The following is a 19,284-nucleotide window of genomic DNA, read 5'->3' on the forward strand; positions in this document are numbered from 1 at the left end:
AAAGGGAGGCGGTTTCCGCGCGGCCGGCAGCGTCAGTCGAGGATCTCCAGCCCGCCGAAGGCGACGAACCCGGTCACCACGAGGTCGACCGTCTCGTGTTCGGCCTCGCTCCGCGGGCGGCTGTCCTCGCTCGCCCCGAACAGCGGCAACACGTCGATCCGGACGTTCCACTCCCGGGGCACGCGGAGCTCGGTCCCGCCGAAGATCGAGGTTGTGCTGACGTGGGCCGGCGGGTCGGCGATCGCGGCGTCCCGGAGGTCAAGTTCCACGCCGCCGAAGACGGCTGTCAGGTCCGCGTTCCGGAACTCTGCCGACGTGACACGCCGGTCGGCGCCGCCGAAGAACGCGAACGCGGAGACGGCGTCGCTGTCCTGACTCCGGGCGCGGGCACGCCGCTGGCTCAGCACCAGCGAAACCCCGAGCAGGATCACCAACACCGGCCAGAACTGGAGGACATCGCGGGCGGCGAGGACATCCAGCGCGACCAGTTGCCACGCCGTCGCGACCAGGACGACCAACAGCGGGCCGACGAGGTTCCGGAAGCCACTGGAGACCAGCGCGTAGACGCCGAGCAGGATGAACAGCGACGGCACGAATCGGAACAGGCTCCCGACATCGAACAGCCCCGTCGAGCGGGCGAGCAGTCCGAGCCCGACGAGGACGATGATGGCACCGAGCAGGGTCTGAGCGGTGATGCGGCGGGGGCTCATACGGGGATGTTGTTGGCGATACTACAAGAAACTGCGCTGGCACCCGCTGGCACGGGGGTTACAACAGCGCCAGCGTCCCGCCGGCCAGTCCCAGCGTGACGAGCAGACGGCCCGCGCTGCCGGCGAACGTCGCCGCACCGAAACGGAGGTAGTCCTCCTCCAGGACGGTGAAGGCGTAGATCGACAGCGTGTCCGGGAAGAAGGGGACACACAGCGCCAGCGCGAGGCCGACGTAGCCGTACTTCTTCGCGATCTGGATGGTCTTCCGTTCGGACCACTCGATGATGTCGAACCGGGACTGTTTGATCCGCCGGACCAGCGGGCCGTACTCCTTTGCCTCCTGACCGATGTGGAAGGCGAAGAGACTGCCCAGTGCCTTGCCGAACGCGCTGACGACGATGATGACCGCCATGTTCCCCGTCGTCGACAGCCCCAGGCGGAGCGTCTCCGCGGGCACGAGGACGACCTCGCTGGGCAGCGGGAGGATGAAGGCGATCAGGAACGAGTACAGCCCGATGATACCGAGCCCCGTCGGTCCCGTCGCGGTACAGACGGCGTCCTCTAACGGCGTCAGCGCCGTTCCCGACGACGTACAGTCACCGACGAAGATGACCAGCGCCTGGAGGGATGCTACCGGGTCCACACCCCCCATAGCAATCAGGGGGTTCTAAAGCTTGGTATGTGTTCTCGGGAGGACTACCCAACGGGAAGGGAGCGGACCATCCGGCACCGGTCCGGATCGGCGACGAACGACCGCTGCACCGGCCCCCACCTTTTTACTGTAAGTGATGTCCGGAGGCACCCGGGCCGAAAACGCATCCTGCTCCGTTCGCGGTCGTGCTCAGTACCAGTCCAGATCGGCGACGAACGACCGCAGCATCGACCGGGTGACGTGTGGCATACAGACGACCCGCATCTCGCCAGCACCGGTCTTGGAGACGCGCCAGCCCCGCTCGCGGAGTTCGTCGGTCATCGGCACCGAGAGGTCCGCGGCGACCAGCGGGAGTTCCGGGCCGACGACCTCGTGGCCGCGGGCGTCGAGTTGGTCGGCCAGCCACTCGGCGTTTGCCATCGAACGCTCGTACTGCTCGCGGTAGCCGGCCGGCCACAGCGCCTCCATGGCGGCGACCGCCGAGGCGACGCCGGCGCCCGAGCGGGTGCCGGTCAGCGTCAACTGGCTCGTCGACTCCAGATACGGCGTCTCGACGGCCAGTTCGTCGAGCAGCGAGCGGTCCCGTGCGAGCAAGCCACCGGCGGGGACCGCGGCCTGCCCGACCTTGTGGGGATCGATGGTCAGGGTGTCCACGTCGGCGTGGCCGAAGTGCCAGTCGTGGTCGGTAAACGGGAGGTAGAACCCGCCCCAGGCGGCGTCGACGTGACACAGCGCGCCGGCGTCGGCCGCCAGATCGGCGATGGCGGGGATCGGATCGACGTAGCCGTACTCCGTCGAGCCGGCGACGCCGACCACACAGACCGTGTCGTCGTCGATCAGTTCGGCCATCGCCTCGACGTTCACGCGGTGGTCCCGGGCTGGCGCCGTCCGGAGCTCTACGTCGAGCACGTCTGCGGCCTTGGTAAACGAGAAGTGCGCGTGGACCGGCGCGACGACGTTCGGGTCGTCGGTGTCGGCGCGGTTGCGGGCGATCCGGACCGCCTGGACGTTCGCCTCGGTCCCGCCGGAGGCGACGTAGCCCGCCGGGTTCGGGAGGCCGGCCAGTTCGCCGAGGGAGTCGACGGCGTCGGCCTCCAGATCCGCGATCGTCTCGTACGTTCCCGGGTCGCCAGGATTCGTCGCGAGAAACCGTTCGGCGGCCTCGCGGGCCGCCGGGTGCGGGACCGTACACATCGACGAGAGGACGCGTTCGAAATCCTGTGGTTCGGCCCGCTGAAGCATTCTATCGACTATACGGAAGGCAAACGGTTTATCGGTTTTGCTCGGGCGACGGCCGAGTTCCGGGTTCGCGGAGAACGGCGACATCGCCACTGTCCCGCTGGCTGGCCGTTCACACGAACGGTAGCAGTCGCCGCGCCAGCGACACCACCCCGGAGAGAGCGGCGAACCCCCCGATGCCGATGAACACGAAGTGGAACAGTTCGGCGCTCTCTTCGAGCAGGAAGGATCGCTCGGGCGCAGCGGGGTCGACGTAGACGGTCACGGCGTCCCCCTCGGCGTACTCCCGGACGATCTCGGCCGCGCGTGACTCGGACGTGCTCTGGCGGCCGGTGCCCGGGAAGACGTTGTCGTTCGTGAACGACTGGCCGTCGTACTCGTAGCGGTAGGTGACCACGGGGTAGTAGCTCGTGGCGTCGTCGGGGTCGGCCGGTCGATCGATCTCGACCTCGGAGGCGACGACGGTCCCCTCGATCGGCACGCTGTTCTCGATGGCCGCCTGCTGGTCGACGTAGAGGTACCCACCCAATCCGGCGAACACGACGCCGAGAGCGATCAACACGATTGCCTGTCCGAGCGAACCCATACATCCAGCGGGAGCGACGACGAGATAAGCCTTCGCCGGGTCACCAGTTCGACGGACCGATCTTCTTCGTGGCCTTGGCGCGAAAGCCGGTCGGCCCGATCAGCGACTCGAAGACGGTCTGGCGCTCGGAGTCGAGCGCGCCGCCGAAAGAGCCGACCCGCATCGTCCGGTAGGTCTCGAACCCCTTGTCGTTGGAGTAGAAGTAGACGGCGCCGTGGAGCAACCCGTGGATCCGGTCGTCGTCACGAACGTCGCTCGCCCGGCGGTCGAGTTTGACGAAGGCGACGTTGCCCCAGTTGACGACGGCCTCGCGCAGTCCCATCAGGAAGGCGATCTCCCGCCCCTTCGAGAGGCCGAACTCGGTCGCGCGCTCGATGTCCGACAGCGAGTCGACGACGACAATGTCGTCGGGTGACTCGGTGATCGCCTCGCTGATCTCTTCGAGGAGGTCGCCGAACGTGGCGTCGTCGGCGGTCCCGTCCTCGTCCTCGACGGTCGTCTCGGCGGCCTCGATCTCGCTGTCGCCCCGGCGGGCGTCGAACAGCGCTTTCGGGACCGGCAGCAGTTCCATGAACCGCTGGGAGAAGTCCACGACGGTCATGTTGTCCGTCAGCGTCTCGAACTGGTAGCCGTCGAGCACCGCGTCCAGTTCGCTGTAGACGTGCTCGCGGTCCTGCGAGAGGGTGACGTAGGTGACCGACTCGGGAATCGTGTCGCTCCGCCGTGACAGTCCGTTCGGGACCATCTCCGGGGTGTGTTTCGCCAGCATCAGCGTCGCCAGACTCGTGTAGACGAAGGCGTCGCCGCCGGCGTCGGGCGCGCCGGCGACGAGAACCGTGCTGCCGGTCGGGACCCCGCGGACGTTGCCGTCCAGTCCCGGGATCCCGAAGGGCATGTACGAGACGCCCGCACTGATGCTCTTTGCCTCCGGTGCGGAAGGTGTCATACCACGACGACGGTGACGGGCGTAAAAAGTGGTGCGGGGGGTGTCAGCGAACCGACTCGAGCAGGAGCCGCTGTTCGACCCGCTTGACCTCGTGTTGGACATCGCGGACGGCGTCGATGTTCGGCGAGATGGAGGTGACGCCCTCGTCGACGAGGAACTGCACCATCTCGGGTTTCGAGGCGGCTTGGCCGCAGATACTCGTCGCCACGTCCGCTTCCCGGCAGGTACCGATGACCCGGCTCATCAGGTCCAGAACGGCCGGGTGGAGTTCGTCGAACCGGTCGGCGACGCCGCCGTTGTTGCGGTCGACCGCAAGCGTGTACTGCGTGAGGTCGTTCGTCCCGAACGAGACGAAGTCGATCCCGGCCTCGCACAGTTCGTCGATACAGAGCGCGCTGGCCGGCGTCTCGACCATTACGCCCCAGTTGCGCTTCTCGGGGTCGATCCCGACCTCCCGCATGAGCGACTTCGCGCGCAGCACGTCCTCGGCGTCGGTCACCAGCGGCAACATCAGTTCGACGTTGTCGTAGCCCAGGTCGAACAGCCGCTCGAACGCCCGGAGTTCGAGTTTGAACTCGCCGGGCCGGTCCAGGGACCGCCGGATGCCCCGATAGCCAAGCATCGGGTTGTGCTCGCTGGGTTCGTCCTCGCCGCCCTGGAGCTGGCGGAACTCGTCGCTCGGCGCGTCCAGCGTCCGGACCCGAACCGGTCGGGGGTAAAACGCCTCGGCAGCGGTCCGGACGCCCTCGACGATCTCGTCGATGTAGGCCCGCTCGCCGTGGTCCTCGACGTAGCGGGCGGGCGTCTTGTCCGTCGAGAGGATCATGTGCTCGATCCGCAACAGGCCGACGCCGTCGGCGCCGGTCGCCGCGGCCCGCTCGGCGGCCTCGGGGATGGAGACGTTGACCTTCACCTCCGTGCCGGTCATCGGCTTGACCGGGGAGTGCTCGCTGCTGGCCTGGGCGACAGGGTCCGGCTCCGCTTGCTCGTCGTCGTCCGTGGAGACGGTCGTCCCCTGTTCGACGGTGCCCATGTCGCCGTCGAGCGTGACCGTCTGGCCGTCGCGGAGTCGGTCGGTCGCGTCCTCGGCGCCGACGACCGCCGGTACGCCCAGTTCGCGGGAGACGATCGCCGCGTGACTCGTCATCCCGCCCTCGTCGGTGACGATGCCGGCCGCGCGTTTCATCGCCGGCACCATGTCCGGCGTGGTCATCTCGGTGACGATGATGTCCCCCTCCGAGACCTTGTCGAGGTTGTCGAGTTTGGTGACGACGCTGACCGTGCCGGTCACCGTCCCCGGGCTGGAACCGATCCCCGTCAGGCGCACGTCCTCTGGGGCCTCCATCTCGCCGCCGTCGGCGACGCCGGCCGCCGTGGCGTTCGTCGCCTCGCTTCCGCTTTCGGCGTCGGCACTGCCGGCCGTCTCCTCGTCGATGGTCGTGATCGGCCGGGACTGCAGGACGTAGACGGTGTCGTCGTCGATCGCCCACTCCACGTCCTGTGGCTCGCCGTAGTGGGACTCGACCCGCTCGCCGATCGTCAGCAAGCGGTCGATCTCCTCGGGCGAGAGCACGCGCTCGGTCCGCTTTGCCTCGGGGACCGACCGCTCGATGGTCTCTCCGTCCTCGCCCCGGACGCACATCACCTTCTTGTCGGCGACGGTGACCTCCTCGATATCGCCGCTCTCACGGTCGACGACGTAGTTGTCCGGCGAGACGGCGCCGGAGACGACCGCCTCGCCCAGCCCCCAGGCGGCTTCGAGGATCGCCGTCGGCGCGCCCGTCGACGGGTGGCTCGTGAACAACACGCCCGACTTCTCGGCGTCGACCATCTCCTGGACGACGACAGCGATGTCGACATCCGTATGCGAAAAGCCCTGTTCCTGCCGGTAGTAGATCGCTCGCTGGGTGAACAGCGAGGCCCAACACTCCTTGACCCGGTCTAACAGGTCGGCCCGCGAGACGTTCAGGAACGTCTCCTGCTGGCCGGCGAAGGACGCGTCCGGGAGGTCCTCCGCGGTCGCCGAAGAGCGGACCGCTACGTCCGAATCGCCCATCTCGTCGTAGGCCGACAGCAGGTCCTCGCGGACAGACGGTGGCGTGTCGGTCTCCAGAATGAGGTCCTGTGCGTGTTCCGCCGCCGCCGCGAGCGCCTGGGAGTCGTCGCTGTCGATGTCGACCGCCTCGAACAGCTCCGTGTCGATCCCCGAGGCTTCGATAAACGAACGATAGGTGTCGGCCGTGACCACGAACGCCGACGGAACCGGGAGCCCGGCTGCGGTGAGTTCACCGAGAGACGCTGCCTTGCCGCCGACCACGTCGAGGTCGTCGGCACCGATATCGTCGAGCCACAGTGTTGGCATTGACTCACCGGGACGTTCATGAACGACGAGTATGGTCTTTCCGGTCGCGGCATTCCCGGCTTGTGCTCACTCGCAACCGAGGAAATTATAGCTCGATGATGTCGTCGTCCTCGTCGGCCAGCGGGACGGTGAGATCGCCGGACAGCGTCGTGACGCCGCGGCCACCGATCCACACTTCCTGCCCGTCGGTATCGACTGTCACGGTGCCCGGGCGGTCGAGGAAGTGGCCCTGTTCGACGACCACCTGCTCGACGGTGCTGTCGATGGCGCCGTGCCGGCGGATGTAGGCCCCACAGGCCCCGGCGGCGGTCCCGGTCACCGGGTCCTCGCGGATGCCGGCGAGCGGCGCGAACGCCCGTCCGTGGAGCGTCGCCCGGCCGCTGATCGTGTCGAACGTGAACGGGTAGATTCCCTCGGCGTCGACGGCCCGGCAGAGCTCCTCGATCGCTGTCACGTCCGGGTCGACGCTGCTTATGTGCTCGAAGTAGTTCACCGGCACCAGCAGCCACGCGAACCCGGTGTCGCCGACCGACAGCGGGAGGTCGGCCCCCACGTCCCGCAGCGTCGCCACGTCCAGCCCCAGGGCGTCGGCGACCCGCTGTTCGTCCACGTCGACGGTGCGGATGTCGGCCTCGTCCTGTTCCATCCAGACCATCCCGTTTGCCTTGGTCTCGACCGCGAAGTCGCCGGCCGGGGTCGCCATCGTGTGCTGGCCGTCGTCGAGCCCCCGCTCGGCCAGCGCCGCGTGGGCCGCGACGGTCGCGTGCCCACAGAGGTCGACCTCCCGCTCGGGCGAGAAAAAGCGCAGTCGCCGGTCGGCGTCCTCGGCCGGCAGGACGAACGCCGTCTCGCTGGCCCCCAGTTCGCTCGCGATCGCCTGTAGCTGGTCGTCGGTCAGTCCGTCGGCGTCGGGCACCACGCCGGCTGGGTTGCCCGTCATCGGCTCCTCGGCGAAGGCATCGACGAGCAGCGCCTGTCTCGTCTCCATGCCCGCCCGTTGTGGGGTGGCAGTGATAACAGTTGTCGGTGACCGACACCGAGGAGTCAAGCCCGCCGACCACGTATCCTCAGTCGTGATCCCACCGCTGGTCCGGCGCTGTCCGAACTGCGGACACGTCGGCTGGAGCCGACGCTTCGCGGTCGTCGAGCAGTCGCCACAGGTCGTCGCCTGTCCGGCGTGTGACCACCGCTTCGAGACGGTCGACAACCCCCTCCTGAACTGAGCGGCCTTCTGAAACCGTTAAGTCCCGCCGCACCAGCGATGACGTATGGGCGAGTTACCGGAGGAGTTCCCGTGTACAATCACCAACTGGGAGTACATCTACGGACTCTGCCGTGACGTGGCCGACGACGTGAAAGCCGCGGACTTCGAACCGGACGTGATCGTGGCGCTGGCACGCGGCGGCTGGTTCGCCGGGCGGTGTCTGTGTGACTTCCTCGGGCTGGACGACCTGGCGAGCCTGAAGGTCGAACACTACGTCGGCACCGCACAGAAGAGCGGCGAGCCGGAGGTCCGCTACCCGCTGGCCGACGGCGCCGTCGACGGCAAGGACGTACTGGTCGTCGACGACATCGCCGACACCGGCGGCTCCATCTCGACGGCCGCCGAGTGCGTCGAGGACAGCGACCCGGAAAGCGTGCGGACGGCGACGCTCCAGTTGCTCCAGACGAGCGAGCACGAACCCGACTTCGTGGGCGAACGGCTCGACACCTGGCGCTGGGTGGTCTACCCCTGGAACTTCGTCGAGGACATGATCGAACTGCTGGAGGGCGTCATGGAGAAGTCCGACCGGCAGGTCCACACCGCCGAGAACCTCCGGACGCTGCTGGAGGAGTACCACGGCGTCACGCGCATCTCGATGGAGGTCGCACAGCCGGGCCGGCTCGACGAAGTGCTCGCCGAGATGGAGCGTCGATCGGTCGCGGAGGGAACGACGACCACCGACGGGACCGACGCCTGGCGACTCGCGGGCGATTAGCTGTCGTCGCCGTCTTCCTCGTCGACGGGAACGGAGACGGGGCCGTCGTCATCGTCGTCGCGGTCGTGGCGCTGTTTCTGGGCCTGTTCGCCCATGGCGTAGCCGACCGCGTAGCCGGTCGACCCGCCGACGAGGCCGCCGATGCTCGCGCCGACGGGGCCGCCGGGAGAGCCAAGCACCGCGCCGACGAACCCGCCGACGGTCGCCGACCGTTCTGCCGCTCGTTCGGGGTCCTCGTCCAGGGAGTCACAGTCGTTGCCAGTCATAGGACAGTCGCCCTTCGAGTCGCTCGGTTGAAACGTTTTCGTGACCGGCCTACCGGTCGCTCCCTTCCTCGTGAATCTCGATCCACTCCCGTAACGGCCCTCTGATCCCGTCGACATCCACGTTCAGGCTGCCGTTGAACCGCCAGGTCGCCTGCGGGGAGTCGTCGCCGAACCGGATGGGGACGGTCACCGTGAGGTCGTCGGCTTCCAGGTGGATCGACTCCTCGCGGTCGACCGTCTCGTCGAGGAGCCGCTCGACCGCGGCAAGCAGTTCCTCGGGGTCCGGCTCCGGAACGCCCGCTTGTTGGCTCATGGTGGGAGCAACGGTGCCCGGCGTCTTGTGTGTTGCCCGCGACCCGCGGAGTCTTGAACGTGGCCCCGCTACGGAGCCCATGGAGGAACGAACGGGGACGTTCCGCGTCTTCCGCGTCGTCGAGTCGGTGCCCCACATCAACTTCTTCGACACGGACGGGACGCGGCTGTACACGGTGTTCCAGTCGGGCTACGGCGACGCGCAGTCGGCCGTCGACGACCTGCGGACCGGAGACCTCGTCGAGGCGACGCTCGCCGGCGACCCGGACGACGCGGACGACCCCTGGTCGATCCAGTCGGTCGAGCGCGTCGGCGGCGTCGCGATGGACTTCGCCGTCGGCGCGGACCCGCCGGCGGTCGCGACGGAACTGTGGGAGCCCGGGATGGAACAGCCGGCCAGAGCCGTTCTCAAGGAGGACGACACGCCGGTCGCCGAGGTGTACGTCCAGCCACGCGACCCGCTTCCCGGGGGCTCGTTCGTCCCGAGCGTCCTCACCGGTCTGGTCCCGATGGAGCCGTGGCTCACGGAGCTCCCGAGCGTCGGCGCGCCGGCGACACACGCGCTGTTTATCGACCCCGACCCGCCAGACAGCGACCAGTACAGCCGCCCGTACGGCGTCGTCGTCCTGTTCGCCGACGGAGCCGACGAGGTACTGGCGGAGTTCCGGGAACTGTACGACTGCCCCCCGGAGACCGACACGCGGCCCGACTACGACCCCTACGGGATCTGACTCAGACCGAGACGACCAGCGGCATCGGGACGAAACAGAGCACGCCCAGAAGCATCGTCGCGACACCGACGGCGCTCCGGCCGGGACCCAGCGGCGTCTCGTCGAAGGGGGTCACCGCGCCGGCACGGCTGAAGACCAGCGCGAGGATGGCCCAGAACCCCCAGAGGAACGCGCCCCGACCGCCTTCGAACAGGACCAGGTAGCCCGCGAGCGCGAACAGCGCGATCGGAACGGCGAACTGGACGGTGCCGAACCGCTCGCCCAGCAGCGACCGGACGACGTGGGCGCCGTCCAGTTGCCCGACCGGCAACAGGTTCAGGAACGTGACGAAGGCGCCGACCCAGCCGGCGATGACTACCGGGTTGACGAGGGTAGTCGGGCCGGGGTACTCCAGGGGCTCGCCGACGGCGAGTGCGATGCCCTGGATCAGGGGCGGGAACCCGATCTCGACCTGCGTGACGATGCCGCCGGCGACCTCCACCGGCGGGAGCGTGACGCCGACCGCGGTCACCGCCACGGTGGCGACGAGGCCGGCGAGCGGCCCCGCGACGCCGATGTCGAACAGCGCGCGCCGGTCGGGGATGTTGTCGTTCATCCGGATGACCGCTCCCAGCGTCCCGATGACGTTGAACGGCAGCGGGATGAAATAGGGGAGGCTGGCCTCGACCCGGTGGTACCGGCTCAACATGTAGTGGCCCGACTCGTGGATCGCGAGGATCCCCAACACGCCGGCCGCGAAGGGCCAGGCCTGGAGGATCGAGGCGGGGTCGCCGAGCACGTCCAGTCCGTACCAGCGGCTGCCGGCGAACAGCGTCGAGGCGAGCGTGGCGACCGCCAGGAGGACGTTCGTCCACGGGACCCCGTCGACGCCGACCGACCGCCGCTGGGCCACCAGTACGTGTTCGCCCATCTCCTCGCGGAGCGCGACGCGGTACCCCCGTTCGCGAAACAGCGGCCCGATCCGCTGGAGGATCGTCTCGCTGTCGGCGACCGGGTCCCCGTAGTACTTGACGCCCTCGTCGGCCGCGGCGTCGACCTCGTAGACACGGAAGGTCTCCATCAGCCGTCTCGGGGCCGGGAGGTCTTCGGGCAGGCGCTCGCGGTCCGGCACGGTGCCCGCCAACCGGTCGCTGGAGAACTCACCCGGGAGTGGCTCCTCGCTCATCAACCGGGCTAGGGACTCGACCCGTTTAGGCTGTTTGGCGGCCCCCAGCCCGGAGCGTTATGGTGGTCCGCATCCACGGCCAGATATGGAGATCACCGAGAGCGACCTTCCCGGTGTCGGGAAGAAACACGAGATCGAGATCGGGGGCGGACAGCGGCTCGTCATCGTCACACACAACACCGGAAAGCGACAGCTGTTCCTGAAAGAAGGGCCAGACGCCGATAGCGAGGAACTGTTCGAACTCTCGGACAAACTCGCCCGGACCGTCGGGACGGTCCTGGAGGGGGCGTACTTCCAGCCCGTCGCTTCCGAGAAGGTCGAGACGATGCTCACCGAGGGGACACTGCTGGAGTGGTACGGCATCGAAGCCGACTCGCCGCTGGTCGGCGAGACACTCCGGAGCGCCGACGTTGGCCAGCGGACCGGCGTCACCGTCGTCGCCGTCCAGCGCGAGGACGAGGTGCTCTCGGATACGCTCGCCGAGACCGAGATCCGGGCCGGCGACACGCTCGTCGTCGTCGGCGATCGGGACAGTTGCGATCAGTTCGAGGCCCTGCTGGCGGGGGACGCGTAGGTGGTCGTCCGCGCCTGTCGGAGGTGACGAGTCGTGGCAGATCTGCTGGAAGTCGGCGTGATGTTCGCGGCCATCGCTGTCGCCGGCGTCCTCTCGACGCGGCTGGACAAGTCGGTCATCCCGTTCTACATCGTCGTCGGGATGATGCTCTCGCCGTCGGTCGCCGGCCAGTTCTCGCTGGGCGGCTACCCGCTGCCGTCGGTCGAGTCGACCGAGTTCGTCGAGATCGGTGCCGAGCTGGGGATCGTCTTCCTCCTCTTTTTCCTCGGCCTGGAGTTCAACCCGAGCCGACTCGTCGAGAGCCGGGACCGGATCGTTCGGGCCGGTACCATCGACTTCGTGGTCAACTTCGCCGCGGGGCTCCTGCTCGGCTTCGTGCTGTTTGGCGATCCGCTGGCGGCCCTGCTGGTCGCCGGCATCGTCTACATCTCCTCGTCGGCGATCATCACGAAGTCGCTCATCGACCTCGGCTGGATTGCCAACGAGGAGGCCGACCCGCTACTGGGGACGCTCGTCTTCGAGGACCTCGTGATCGCCGTCTACCTGACCGTCGCCGCGGCGCTCGTCGCCGGCGGAGACAACATCACGGAGACCGCCACCTCGGTCGGCATCGCCGTCGGGTTCATCCTCGTGCTCGTGCTCGTGGTCTATCTCGGGACCGCCTGGTTCGAGCGGTCGCTGGCGACCACGTCCCGGGAGTTCACCGTCCTCCGAGCGATCGGGATCACCGTCCTCGTGGCCGGCGCCGCACTGGCCCTCGGCGTCAGCGAGGCCGTCGCCGCCTTCTTCGTCGGGATGGCCTTCGCCTCCACCAGCCACGTCCAGGAACTGGAGGAACTCCTCGAACCCATCCGGGACACGTTCGCGGCCGTCTTCTTCTTCTGGATCGGCGTCGAGACCGACCCGGTGCTGGTGGCCGGCGTCGCTGGCCTGGTCGCGGTCGCGGCGGTCGTCTCGGTCCCGACGAAAGCCATCTCGGGCTACCTCGGCGGGCGCGTCTACGGCCTCAGCCCGCGGCGCTCGACCCGGGTCGGACTCGGGATGGTCACCCGCGGGGAGTTCTCGCTGATCATCGCCGCCGTGGCGCTGACCGGCGCCGGCACCTCGCTAACTGCCGCGACCGCGGAGTCGGTGTACGCCTTCGCCGTCGGCTACGTCCTCGTGATGAGTATCCTCGGCACGCTGTTGATGCAGTACGCGGCGCCCATCGAGACGGCGGTCGAGGCGCGTCTCGGGACGGAGTGATCAGTCCGCGACGGCCTCTTCGGAGCCGAGCGCGGCGTTTGGGTCCTGGATCCAGAGGTCGCCAAAGAGGTCGTCCTGCTGGAGGCGGACCTGTCCGCGGTGGGCCAGAAAGAGCAAGCCCAGAAACGTCTCGACGCGGGTCCCGCCGGCGTCGCTGACCTCCCGGTACAGGACTTCCTCACGGCCCTGCTCGTAGTGCTCCCGGACGGCGGCGTGAACGTCCTCGATGATCGCGTCCATGTCCTCGGCGTGAGCCGTGTCGGTGACATCGGCGGCGGTCGGCTCCTCGTCCATCCGGAAGTCGTCGGCCGTGCGGTAGTCCAGTTCCTGTGTCCCGCGGTCGTAGCCGCTGGGGGAGTCGCTGGTGTCGTACTCGCGGGACTCTTTCCACCACGAGTCCCGTTCGGCCTCCCGCAGATCGCGGACGAGTTCGTCCAGCGTCTGGGGCATCCCGCGAGCGCGCCGGCGTTCGAGTCGCCGGTCCATCTCCGACTCCAGGGCACTGAAGGGGTCGGGGTCCTCGATGGGGGCGTCCTCGGTCATCGCCTGCTCCCAGGGCTCTGCCGGCTCCGCGTCCTCGTCCTCGCCGAGCATCGCGTCGCTTTTCATCCGGATCAGCACGGACGCGTAGAACAGCACCCGCCCGGAGGTGCGCAGGTCCGCGTCGTCGATGTGGTCGAGGAACTTGTCGGTGACCTCCACCACGTCGATGTCCCAGGGGTCGATCTCCCCGTCGTCGGCCAACTGGACGATCACCTCGACGGGTTCGACCGTCTCGTCGTTCGCGTCACTGGCCGCGTCGTCGTCGGTCGGTTGGTCGGTGTCGGGCGGGTCCGCGCCGGCCTCGTCGGCGAACGGGTCGTCGGCCCGGGCGCTGTCGGGAGGGGTTCGATCTTCGTGGCCGGCGATGTCCAGGGGGATATCGTCGTCTGTCATGATCAGTCGTCGGCTGGTGCCTCCTCCGTGCCGTCGCCCGAGAGGTCGATCCCGGTGACCGCCGAGACGTTGTCGCCCTGCATCATCACGCCGATGGCTCGTTCCGAGCGCTCCAGCAGCGCCGAGCGGTGCGAGACGACGACGAACTGTGCGTCGCCGGCGAGTTCGTCGACGAGTTCGCCGACCAGTTCGGCGTTGGCCGCGTCGAGGAAGGCGTCGACCTCGTCCAGCGCGTAGAACGGCGCCGGGTTGTGCCGCTGGATGGCGAAGATGAACGCGAGCGCCGTCAGGGACTTCTCCCCGCCGGACATGGCGTTGAGCCGCTGGATCGGCTTGTCGCCGGGCTGGGCCTTCATGGTCAGACCGCCCTCGAAGGGGTCGTCCTCGTTCTCTAAGTGGAGGTGGCCGGTGCCGTTCGAGAGCCGCTCGAAGATCTCCTCGAACTGCTCGTTGATGGCGTCGAACGCCTCCATGAACGTCTCTTTCTTCCGTGCTTCGTACGTGTCGATGCGATCGCGGATACCGTCGGCCTCCTCGACTAACGTCTCGCGTTTGTCCTCCAGATCGGCCAGGTCGTCGGCCACGTCGTCGTACTCGTCGATGGCGCGCATGTTGACCGGTTCCAGCGCCTCCATCTCGCCGACGAGGCGCTCGATCTCGGCCTCGACGGTGTCGTGGTCGGGGACATCCTCGGGGTCGTAGTCCCCGACCTGGGATTCGAGCTCGTCGATCTCCCAGTCGAGCCGCTCGCGGTCCTCGCGTGCGTCGTCGAGGTCGCGCTCGACATCGCTGACCGCGGCCTGTTGCTCGTCGCGGGCCTCCTTTGCCGCCGAGAGGTCCTCGCGCAGGTCCTCGCGGTCGGCCTTGAGGTCGGCCAGCTCTTCTTCGAGGTCCGCGATCTTCTCCTCTTTCTCGGCTTTCAGTTCTCGCTTCTCTGTGACCTGTGCCTCGAACTCCTCGATCCGTTCTTCCTGCTCGGCCTTGCGGTTCTGTGCGGCCTCGATGTCGTCGTGGAGGTCCTCGACGGCGTCCTCGGCGTACTGTTTCTCCAGTTGGAGTTCGTTGCGGGTGCCCTCCAGATCGTCGAGCCGATCTTCCAGGTCGTCGATCTCGGCCCTGATCGCCTCCCGCTCGTCGGTCAGTGCCGGCAGTTCGGAGTCCTCGACCTCCGCTTCGAGGTCGTCGATCTCGCCCTCGACGGCGGCGATCGCCTCGTCTTTGGTCTCGATCTCGGCCTCCAGTTCGTCCATCTCGTCGGCGACGTTCGCCCGTTCGGCCGCGATCTCGGCCAGTTCCTCGTCGAGTTCGGCGATGCGGTCCTCCGTGTCGTCGAGTGCTTCCTGCTTGCGCTCGATCTGGGCCTCGATGTCACGGACCTGTTCGGTCGCGTCCGATTCGCGGTCCCGGGCGTCGTCCAGACGCTCCTCGACATCCCGGAGGTCGCTCCGGACGCTCTCGCGTTCTTCCTCCAGGTCGGTGATTCGCTGTGCGACCCGCTCCAGTTTGCCGGCGCCCCCGGAGAAGGAGTAGCGCGTCCCCGACGAGGAACCGCCGGTCATCGCGCCGCTCTTCTCGACGAGGTCACCTTCCAGCGTGACCATCCGGAAGTCCCCGATGAGGTCCCGGGCGGTGTCCATGTCGTCGACGATGACGGTGTCGCCCAGGACGTACGCGAAGATGCCAGCGTACTCCGAGTCGAAGTCGACGAGGTTGTACGCGAAGTCGACGACGCCGTCGTGGCTGGGCAGCGACGGCAGCGAGCGCCGTTGCATCTTCGTGATCGGCAGGAACGTCGCCCGGCCGGCGTTGCGCGATTTCAGGTAGTCGATACACTGCTGGCCGACGCCGTCATCGTCGACGACGACGTGTGCCAGGCGGCCGCCGGCGGCCGTCTCACAGGCCGTGGCGTACTCGGGGTTGACGCCACCGAGTTGCCCGACGGTGCCGTGGACGCCCCCGAAGTCGTTGTTCAGAATCGTCGTCACCGCACGGCCGTACGAGGAGTCGCCATCCTGGCCGGCCTTGGCTTCGAGTTCGGCGTACTCCTGTTGTTTGGCGCTGATCTCGTCTTCCAGTTCGTCCAGGTCCGACTGGAGTTCCCGCTTCTCCGCGCGGAGGTCGTCGACCACGTCGCCGATGGTCGCCTTGTTCTTTCGGGCCTTCTCCAGTTCGGTCTCCAGGTCCTCGATGTCGGCCTCCAGTTCGGGGATGCGCGCCTCGCACTCCTCGATCTGGGTCCGTTTCTCGTCTTCCTCGTTGGAGCGCCGGCGGGCCTCGTCGAGCAGGCGGTCCTGCTCGCGCTGGAGGTCGTTGTGCTCGCTCTTGAGCGTCTCCAGACGATCCCGTTTCGATTCGAGTTCGTCTTTGACCTCCTCGAACTCCTCGCCGACGGCGTCGATCTGCTCCTGTACGTCGGCCAGTTCGCTCTCTTTCTGCGCGATGTCGGCCTTGACGTTTGACTGTTCGACTTTCGTCTCGCGGATCTCACTCTCCAGATCGTCGATGGTCTCCTGCTTGCGGTCGATCTGGACGAACGCCTGGCGGCGCTCGTTTTCCGCCTCCTCGACGGCGTCGTCGGCGGCCTCGATCTTGTCCTCGAACCGGGAGATGTCGCCTTTGATCTCCTCGATGTCGCGTTTGATGGCGAGCTGTTCGTCCTCGCCCTTGCGTTCGATCTCCTGGTTCAACTCGTGGAGTTCGTCCTCCAGCCGGACGACCTTCCCCTGGCGCTCGTCGAGTTCGGTCTGTAGCTCCGCGAGTTCCGCTTCCAGGTCGTCGATGTCGTCCTCGACTGCGTCCAGTTCCGCGCGTTTGTCTTCGAGTTCGGCGGCCTTCCGGTAGCCCTCGTACTCCTCTTTCTCCCCGCGCAGCGACTGGTACTCGAGGGCCGTCTCGCGTTCGTCTTCGAGCTGGTCCAGCCGGTCTTGCTTCTCCTCGATCCGGAGCTCGGCCTCGTCGATCCGTTCCTGGACGACCTCCAACTCCTCGAACGCGTCTTCTTTCTTCGCGTCGAACTGGGAGACGCCCGCGATCTCGTCGATTATCTCCCGGCGGGAGCCGGCGGTCATGTTGATGATCTCGGTCACGTCGCCCTGCATGACGACGTTGTACCCCTCCGGCGTGACGCCAGCCTGTGCGAGCAGGTCCTGGATATCGGAGAGGTTCACCGAGCGACCGTTGATGTAGTAGTAGGAGTAGTAGTTGTCCTCGGTCTGTTTGACTCGGCGCTTGATCGCGATTTCGTCGACATCCCCTACGTCCTCTGTTCCGGCGGCGTTGACGACCTGCGAGCGGTCGAGCGTCCGGTCGTCGTTGGCGAGGATCACCTCGCAACTGGCCTGGCGCTCACCCGAAACCTCGGCGTCTTCGTCGGCGTGACCGGGGTTGTAGATGAGATCAGTCAGTTTCTCGGCCCGGATGCCCGACGTGCGGGCCAGGCCCAGTGTGAAGAGGACGGCGTCGATGATGTTCGACTTGCCCGAGCCGTTCGGACCGCTGATCGTCGTGAAGTCGTCGTAAAACGGGATCCGGGTCTTTCGCCCGAAGCTCTTGAAGTTATCCAGAACGAGCTCTTTGATGTGCATGCGGTGTGGGCCGGGTCCCTACGCGACGATGATGTCCGACTCGGACTCCTCGGTGGACTCGGCGTCGGCGGGCACCTCGGCTCCCTCCTCTGCCGGTTCCTCGGGGGCCTCGGTGTTAGTTGTGTCGGCCTCCCCGTCGAACTCCGCGTCGACATCGGTCGCCACGTCGTCCTGCTGGCTGGCGATCGGGCCGACTTCGCCGTCGACGGCGTTCTCCATCTCGCGAAGGCGGACCTTGCACTCGACGAGTTCGTCCGTGAGTCCTTCGACGGATGCTTCCAGTTCCTGGACGCGCGCTTCCAGTTCCGCGACGCGGTTGTCGCTCATATCGATACACGTTCCGGCCTGGACACTTATACCTACGTCAGACAATATCATGGATTCTGATAGCTTTCGGACCAGCCCTCGGACGGAGACGACGACTCGGTACCCGTCCGCGCGTGGTCGTTAGCCTTTAGCCATCTCCCATCGAACGCCGTGTAATGACTGCACAAGCCGCCGAGTCCCGCGAACTCGCGGCCGTCATCGGGCTGGAGGTCCACGTCCAGCTGGAGACGGAGACGAAAATCTTCTGTGGCTGCTCGACCGCGCCGACCGACGAGCCAAACACACACACCTGCCCGGTCTGTCTCGGCCTGCCGGGCGCCCTGCCGGTCGTCAACGAGGGCGCCGTCGAGGCCGCCGTCAAGATCGGGAAGGCCATCGACGCCGACGTGCCCGAGGAGACCACCTTCCACCGGAAGAACTACTACTACCCCGACCTGCCCAAGAACTTCCAGATCACGCAGTACGACGCCCCGATCTGCCAGGACGGGGAGCTCTCCTTCACCGTCGAGGGCGAGCGCCGCGCCGTCGACATCCGCCGGGCGCACCTCGAAGAGGACCCCGGGTCGATCAAACACGTCCGGGAGGGGACCGGCCCGCTGGAGTCCCGGACCTGTTCGATCGAGCGCGCCGACTACACGCTGATCGACTACAACCGCGCCGGCACGCCGCTGATGGAGATCGTCACCGAACCGGACTTCCGGGCGCCCGGCGAAGTCCGGGCGTTCCTGGAGAAACTGGAGGAAGTCCTGGAGTATCTGGGCGTGTTCGACCCCGGCCGGGACGGTAGCCTCCGCATCGACGCGAACCTTTCGATGGTCGACGCGAGCGAGGTCGGCGACGAGGGCGACATTGACGAGTCAGTCCTCGAAGACGCCAACCGCACCGAGGTCAAGAACATCTCCAGTCACAAGGGCGCCGAGCAGGCGCTTTCCTTCGAGGCCTCCCGTCAGCGGAAGCTCATCCAGTCCGGTCGCGCCGTCGAACAGGAGACCCGCCACTTCAACGAGACTCACGGCAACACGGTCTCGATGCGCTCGAAGGAAGAAGAGAAGGACTACCGGTACTTCCGGGAGGCCGACCTCCCGCCGCTACAGGTCGACCACTGGAAAGACGAACTCTCGATCCCGGAACTCCCGGACGCCCGCCGCGAGCGGTTCGTCGCTGAGTACGGCCTCAGCGACGAGGCAGCCTCGAAGCTCACCTCGACGAAACAGGTCGCGGACTTCTTCGAGAACGTCGCCGAGCGGTTCGACGCCGACCTGGCGGCGACCTGGGTCGCCGACAACCTCCTCGGGGAACTGAACTACCGCGACATGTCGATCACCGACATCGACGACCGCTTCGACGAGGTGATGCGGCTCGTCGAACTCGTCGCGACCGACGAGATCACCGCCAAGAACGCCCGCGAGACCGTCCTGCGTGAGATGCTCGACGAGGACGACGACCCCGACGCTATCGTCGAGCGGGAGGACCTGGGCAAGACCTCCGGCGACGAGATCCAGCAGGCCGTCGAGGCGGCGATCGAGGAGAACCCCGACGCCGTCGAGGACTTCCACGCCGGCGAGGGCGGCGCGATCAACTTCCTCGTCGGCCAGGTGATGCAAAAGACCGGCGGGAGCGCCGACCCCGGCGACGTGAACGAGCGACTGCGGGCCGAACTGGAAGACTGA

Annotated in this window: 19 protein-coding genes; 6 read left to right on the top strand and 13 right to left on the bottom strand. The window is 67.3% G+C overall.

Translation table 11 applies throughout. The annotated features are described in order from the left end of the window. Positions 1 to 32: 32 nt before the first annotated feature. The 7 genes from P1L40_RS04490 to P1L40_RS04520 form a co-directional block, all read right to left on the bottom strand. A complete protein-coding gene (locus P1L40_RS04490; RefSeq protein WP_284010123.1) occupies positions 33 to 710 on the bottom strand; it encodes a LiaF transmembrane domain-containing protein in 678 nt (225 codons plus the stop codon). Between the two features lie 58 nt (positions 711 to 768). Then, positions 769 to 1,362, bottom strand: a complete 594-nt coding sequence (locus P1L40_RS04495) for a YqaA family protein (RefSeq protein ID WP_419181190.1) — start codon at positions 1,360 to 1,362, stop codon at positions 769 to 771. Between the two features lie 189 nt (positions 1,363 to 1,551). Continuing rightward, the gene (gene mfnA, locus P1L40_RS04500; RefSeq protein WP_284010124.1) at positions 1,552 to 2,604 is read right to left on the bottom strand and encodes a tyrosine decarboxylase MfnA; all 1,053 of its coding nucleotides are present in this window, start codon (positions 2,602 to 2,604) and stop codon (positions 1,552 to 1,554) included. 109 nt (positions 2,605 to 2,713) lie between these two features. Beyond that, a complete protein-coding gene (locus P1L40_RS04505) occupies positions 2,714 to 3,187 on the bottom strand; it encodes a DUF3592 domain-containing protein (RefSeq protein ID WP_284010125.1) in 474 nt (157 codons plus the stop codon). Between the two features lie 40 nt (positions 3,188 to 3,227). Further along, on the bottom strand, positions 3,228 to 4,133 hold the full coding sequence (locus tag P1L40_RS04510) for a chemotaxis protein CheY (RefSeq protein ID WP_284010126.1): 906 nt from the start codon (positions 4,131 to 4,133) through the stop codon (positions 3,228 to 3,230). A 43-nt stretch (positions 4,134 to 4,176) separates the two neighbouring features. After that, a complete protein-coding gene (gene ppsA, locus P1L40_RS04515; RefSeq protein ID WP_284010127.1) occupies positions 4,177 to 6,495 on the bottom strand; it encodes a phosphoenolpyruvate synthase in 2,319 nt (772 codons plus the stop codon). Between the two features lie 85 nt (positions 6,496 to 6,580). After that, positions 6,581 to 7,483, bottom strand: a complete 903-nt coding sequence (locus P1L40_RS04520; protein WP_284010128.1) for a PhzF family phenazine biosynthesis protein — start codon at positions 7,481 to 7,483, stop codon at positions 6,581 to 6,583. Positions 7,484 to 7,568: 85 nt separating this feature from the next. Between P1L40_RS04520 and P1L40_RS04525 the strand changes: the two genes are divergently transcribed. Further along, on the top strand, positions 7,569 to 7,718 hold the full coding sequence (locus P1L40_RS04525) for a hypothetical protein (RefSeq protein ID WP_284010129.1): 150 nt from the start codon (positions 7,569 to 7,571) through the stop codon (positions 7,716 to 7,718). Positions 7,719 to 7,763: 45 nt separating this feature from the next. Further along, on the top strand, positions 7,764 to 8,474 hold the full coding sequence (locus tag P1L40_RS04530) for a phosphoribosyltransferase (protein ID WP_284010130.1): 711 nt from the start codon (positions 7,764 to 7,766) through the stop codon (positions 8,472 to 8,474). On the opposite strand, the gene P1L40_RS04535 is transcribed toward P1L40_RS04530, so the two are convergent. Continuing rightward, a complete protein-coding gene (locus P1L40_RS04535) occupies positions 8,471 to 8,740 on the bottom strand; it encodes a glycine zipper domain-containing protein (RefSeq protein ID WP_284010131.1) in 270 nt (89 codons plus the stop codon). The genes P1L40_RS04530 and P1L40_RS04535 overlap by 4 nt on opposite strands. Positions 8,741 to 8,789: 49 nt before the next feature. Further along, a complete protein-coding gene (locus P1L40_RS04540; protein ID WP_284010132.1) occupies positions 8,790 to 9,053 on the bottom strand; it encodes a hypothetical protein in 264 nt (87 codons plus the stop codon). A gap of 79 nt (positions 9,054 to 9,132) precedes the next feature. Here P1L40_RS04540 and P1L40_RS04545 point away from each other — a divergent pair, with 79 nt between their 5' ends. After that, positions 9,133 to 9,783 (top strand): hypothetical protein, encoded by a 651-nt coding sequence (locus P1L40_RS04545; RefSeq protein WP_284010133.1) that lies wholly within the window; start codon positions 9,133 to 9,135, stop codon positions 9,781 to 9,783. Position 9,784: 1 nt separating this feature from the next. On the opposite strand, the gene P1L40_RS04550 is transcribed toward P1L40_RS04545, so the two are convergent. After that, entirely contained in the window at positions 9,785 to 10,843 is a 1,059-nt protein-coding gene (locus tag P1L40_RS04550; RefSeq protein WP_284011107.1) for a site-2 protease family protein, read from the bottom strand. A gap of 190 nt (positions 10,844 to 11,033) precedes the next feature. Between P1L40_RS04550 and P1L40_RS04555 the strand changes: the two genes are divergently transcribed. Further along, positions 11,034 to 11,522: a cation:proton antiporter regulatory subunit gene (locus P1L40_RS04555; protein WP_284010134.1), complete on the top strand. Its 489-nt coding sequence runs from the start codon at positions 11,034 to 11,036 to the stop codon at positions 11,520 to 11,522. Between the two features lie 33 nt (positions 11,523 to 11,555). Further along, the gene (locus tag P1L40_RS04560; protein WP_284010135.1) at positions 11,556 to 12,767 is read left to right on the top strand and encodes a cation:proton antiporter; all 1,212 of its coding nucleotides are present in this window, start codon (positions 11,556 to 11,558) and stop codon (positions 12,765 to 12,767) included. Here P1L40_RS04560 and P1L40_RS04565 read toward each other — a convergent pair whose 3' ends face one another. Genes P1L40_RS04565 through P1L40_RS04575 form a run of 3 tightly spaced genes read right to left on the bottom strand, consistent with a single transcriptional unit; the run spans position 12,768 to position 17,614 of the window. Further along, on the bottom strand, positions 12,768 to 13,703 hold the full coding sequence (locus tag P1L40_RS04565; RefSeq protein ID WP_284010136.1) for a segregation/condensation protein A: 936 nt from the start codon (positions 13,701 to 13,703) through the stop codon (positions 12,768 to 12,770). It lies immediately after the preceding gene. A gap of 2 nt (positions 13,704 to 13,705) precedes the next feature. After that, positions 13,706 to 17,287: a chromosome segregation protein SMC gene (gene smc / locus P1L40_RS04570; RefSeq protein ID WP_284010137.1), complete on the bottom strand. Its 3,582-nt coding sequence runs from the start codon at positions 17,285 to 17,287 to the stop codon at positions 13,706 to 13,708. An 18-nt stretch (positions 17,288 to 17,305) separates the two neighbouring features. Beyond that, positions 17,306 to 17,614 carry a DUF7518 family protein gene (locus P1L40_RS04575; RefSeq protein ID WP_284010138.1) on the bottom strand — a complete coding sequence of 103 codons (309 nt, stop codon included), beginning with the start codon at positions 17,612 to 17,614 and terminating at the stop codon, positions 17,306 to 17,308. Positions 17,615 to 17,769: 155 nt separating this feature from the next. Here P1L40_RS04575 and gatB point away from each other — a divergent pair, with 155 nt between their 5' ends. Beyond that, complete coding sequence (gene gatB, locus P1L40_RS04580) at positions 17,770 to 19,284, top strand: Asp-tRNA(Asn)/Glu-tRNA(Gln) amidotransferase subunit GatB (protein ID WP_284010139.1); 1,515 nt, start codon at positions 17,770 to 17,772, stop codon at positions 19,282 to 19,284.

It is taken from the genome of Haloarcula pelagica (assembly GCF_030127105.1).
GTDB classification, from domain to species: domain Archaea; phylum Halobacteriota; class Halobacteria; order Halobacteriales; family Haloarculaceae; genus Haloarcula; species Haloarcula pelagica.

Coding starts and splice junctions, on each gene's coding strand:
- P1L40_RS04490 (WP_284010123.1), bottom strand. CDS start 710: ATGAGCCCCCGCCGCATCACCGCTCAGACCCTGCTCGGTGCCATCATC.
- P1L40_RS04495 (WP_419181190.1), bottom strand. CDS start 1,362: ATGGGGGGTGTGGACCCGGTAGCATCCCTCCAGGCGCTGGTCATCTTC.
- mfnA (WP_284010124.1), bottom strand. CDS start 2,604: ATGCTTCAGCGGGCCGAACCACAGGATTTCGAACGCGTCCTCTCGTCG.
- P1L40_RS04505 (WP_284010125.1), bottom strand. CDS start 3,187: ATGGGTTCGCTCGGACAGGCAATCGTGTTGATCGCTCTCGGCGTCGTG.
- P1L40_RS04510 (WP_284010126.1), bottom strand. CDS start 4,133: ATGACACCTTCCGCACCGGAGGCAAAGAGCATCAGTGCGGGCGTCTCG.
- ppsA (WP_284010127.1), bottom strand. CDS start 6,495: ATGCCAACACTGTGGCTCGACGATATCGGTGCCGACGACCTCGACGTG.
- P1L40_RS04520 (WP_284010128.1), bottom strand. CDS start 7,483: ATGGAGACGAGACAGGCGCTGCTCGTCGATGCCTTCGCCGAGGAGCCG.
- P1L40_RS04530 (WP_284010130.1), top strand. CDS start 7,764: ATGGGCGAGTTACCGGAGGAGTTCCCGTGTACAATCACCAACTGGGAG.
- P1L40_RS04535 (WP_284010131.1), bottom strand. CDS start 8,740: ATGACTGGCAACGACTGTGACTCCCTGGACGAGGACCCCGAACGAGCG.
- P1L40_RS04540 (WP_284010132.1), bottom strand. CDS start 9,053: ATGAGCCAACAAGCGGGCGTTCCGGAGCCGGACCCCGAGGAACTGCTT.
- P1L40_RS04545 (WP_284010133.1), top strand. CDS start 9,133: ATGGAGGAACGAACGGGGACGTTCCGCGTCTTCCGCGTCGTCGAGTCG.
- P1L40_RS04550 (WP_284011107.1), bottom strand. CDS start 10,843: ATGGAGACCTTCCGTGTCTACGAGGTCGACGCCGCGGCCGACGAGGGC.
- P1L40_RS04555 (WP_284010134.1), top strand. CDS start 11,034: ATGGAGATCACCGAGAGCGACCTTCCCGGTGTCGGGAAGAAACACGAG.
- P1L40_RS04565 (WP_284010136.1), bottom strand. CDS start 13,703: ATGACAGACGACGATATCCCCCTGGACATCGCCGGCCACGAAGATCGA.
- smc (WP_284010137.1), bottom strand. CDS start 17,287: ATGCACATCAAAGAGCTCGTTCTGGATAACTTCAAGAGCTTCGGGCGA.
- P1L40_RS04575 (WP_284010138.1), bottom strand. CDS start 17,614: ATGAGCGACAACCGCGTCGCGGAACTGGAAGCGCGCGTCCAGGAACTG.
- gatB (WP_284010139.1), top strand. CDS start 17,770: ATGACTGCACAAGCCGCCGAGTCCCGCGAACTCGCGGCCGTCATCGGG.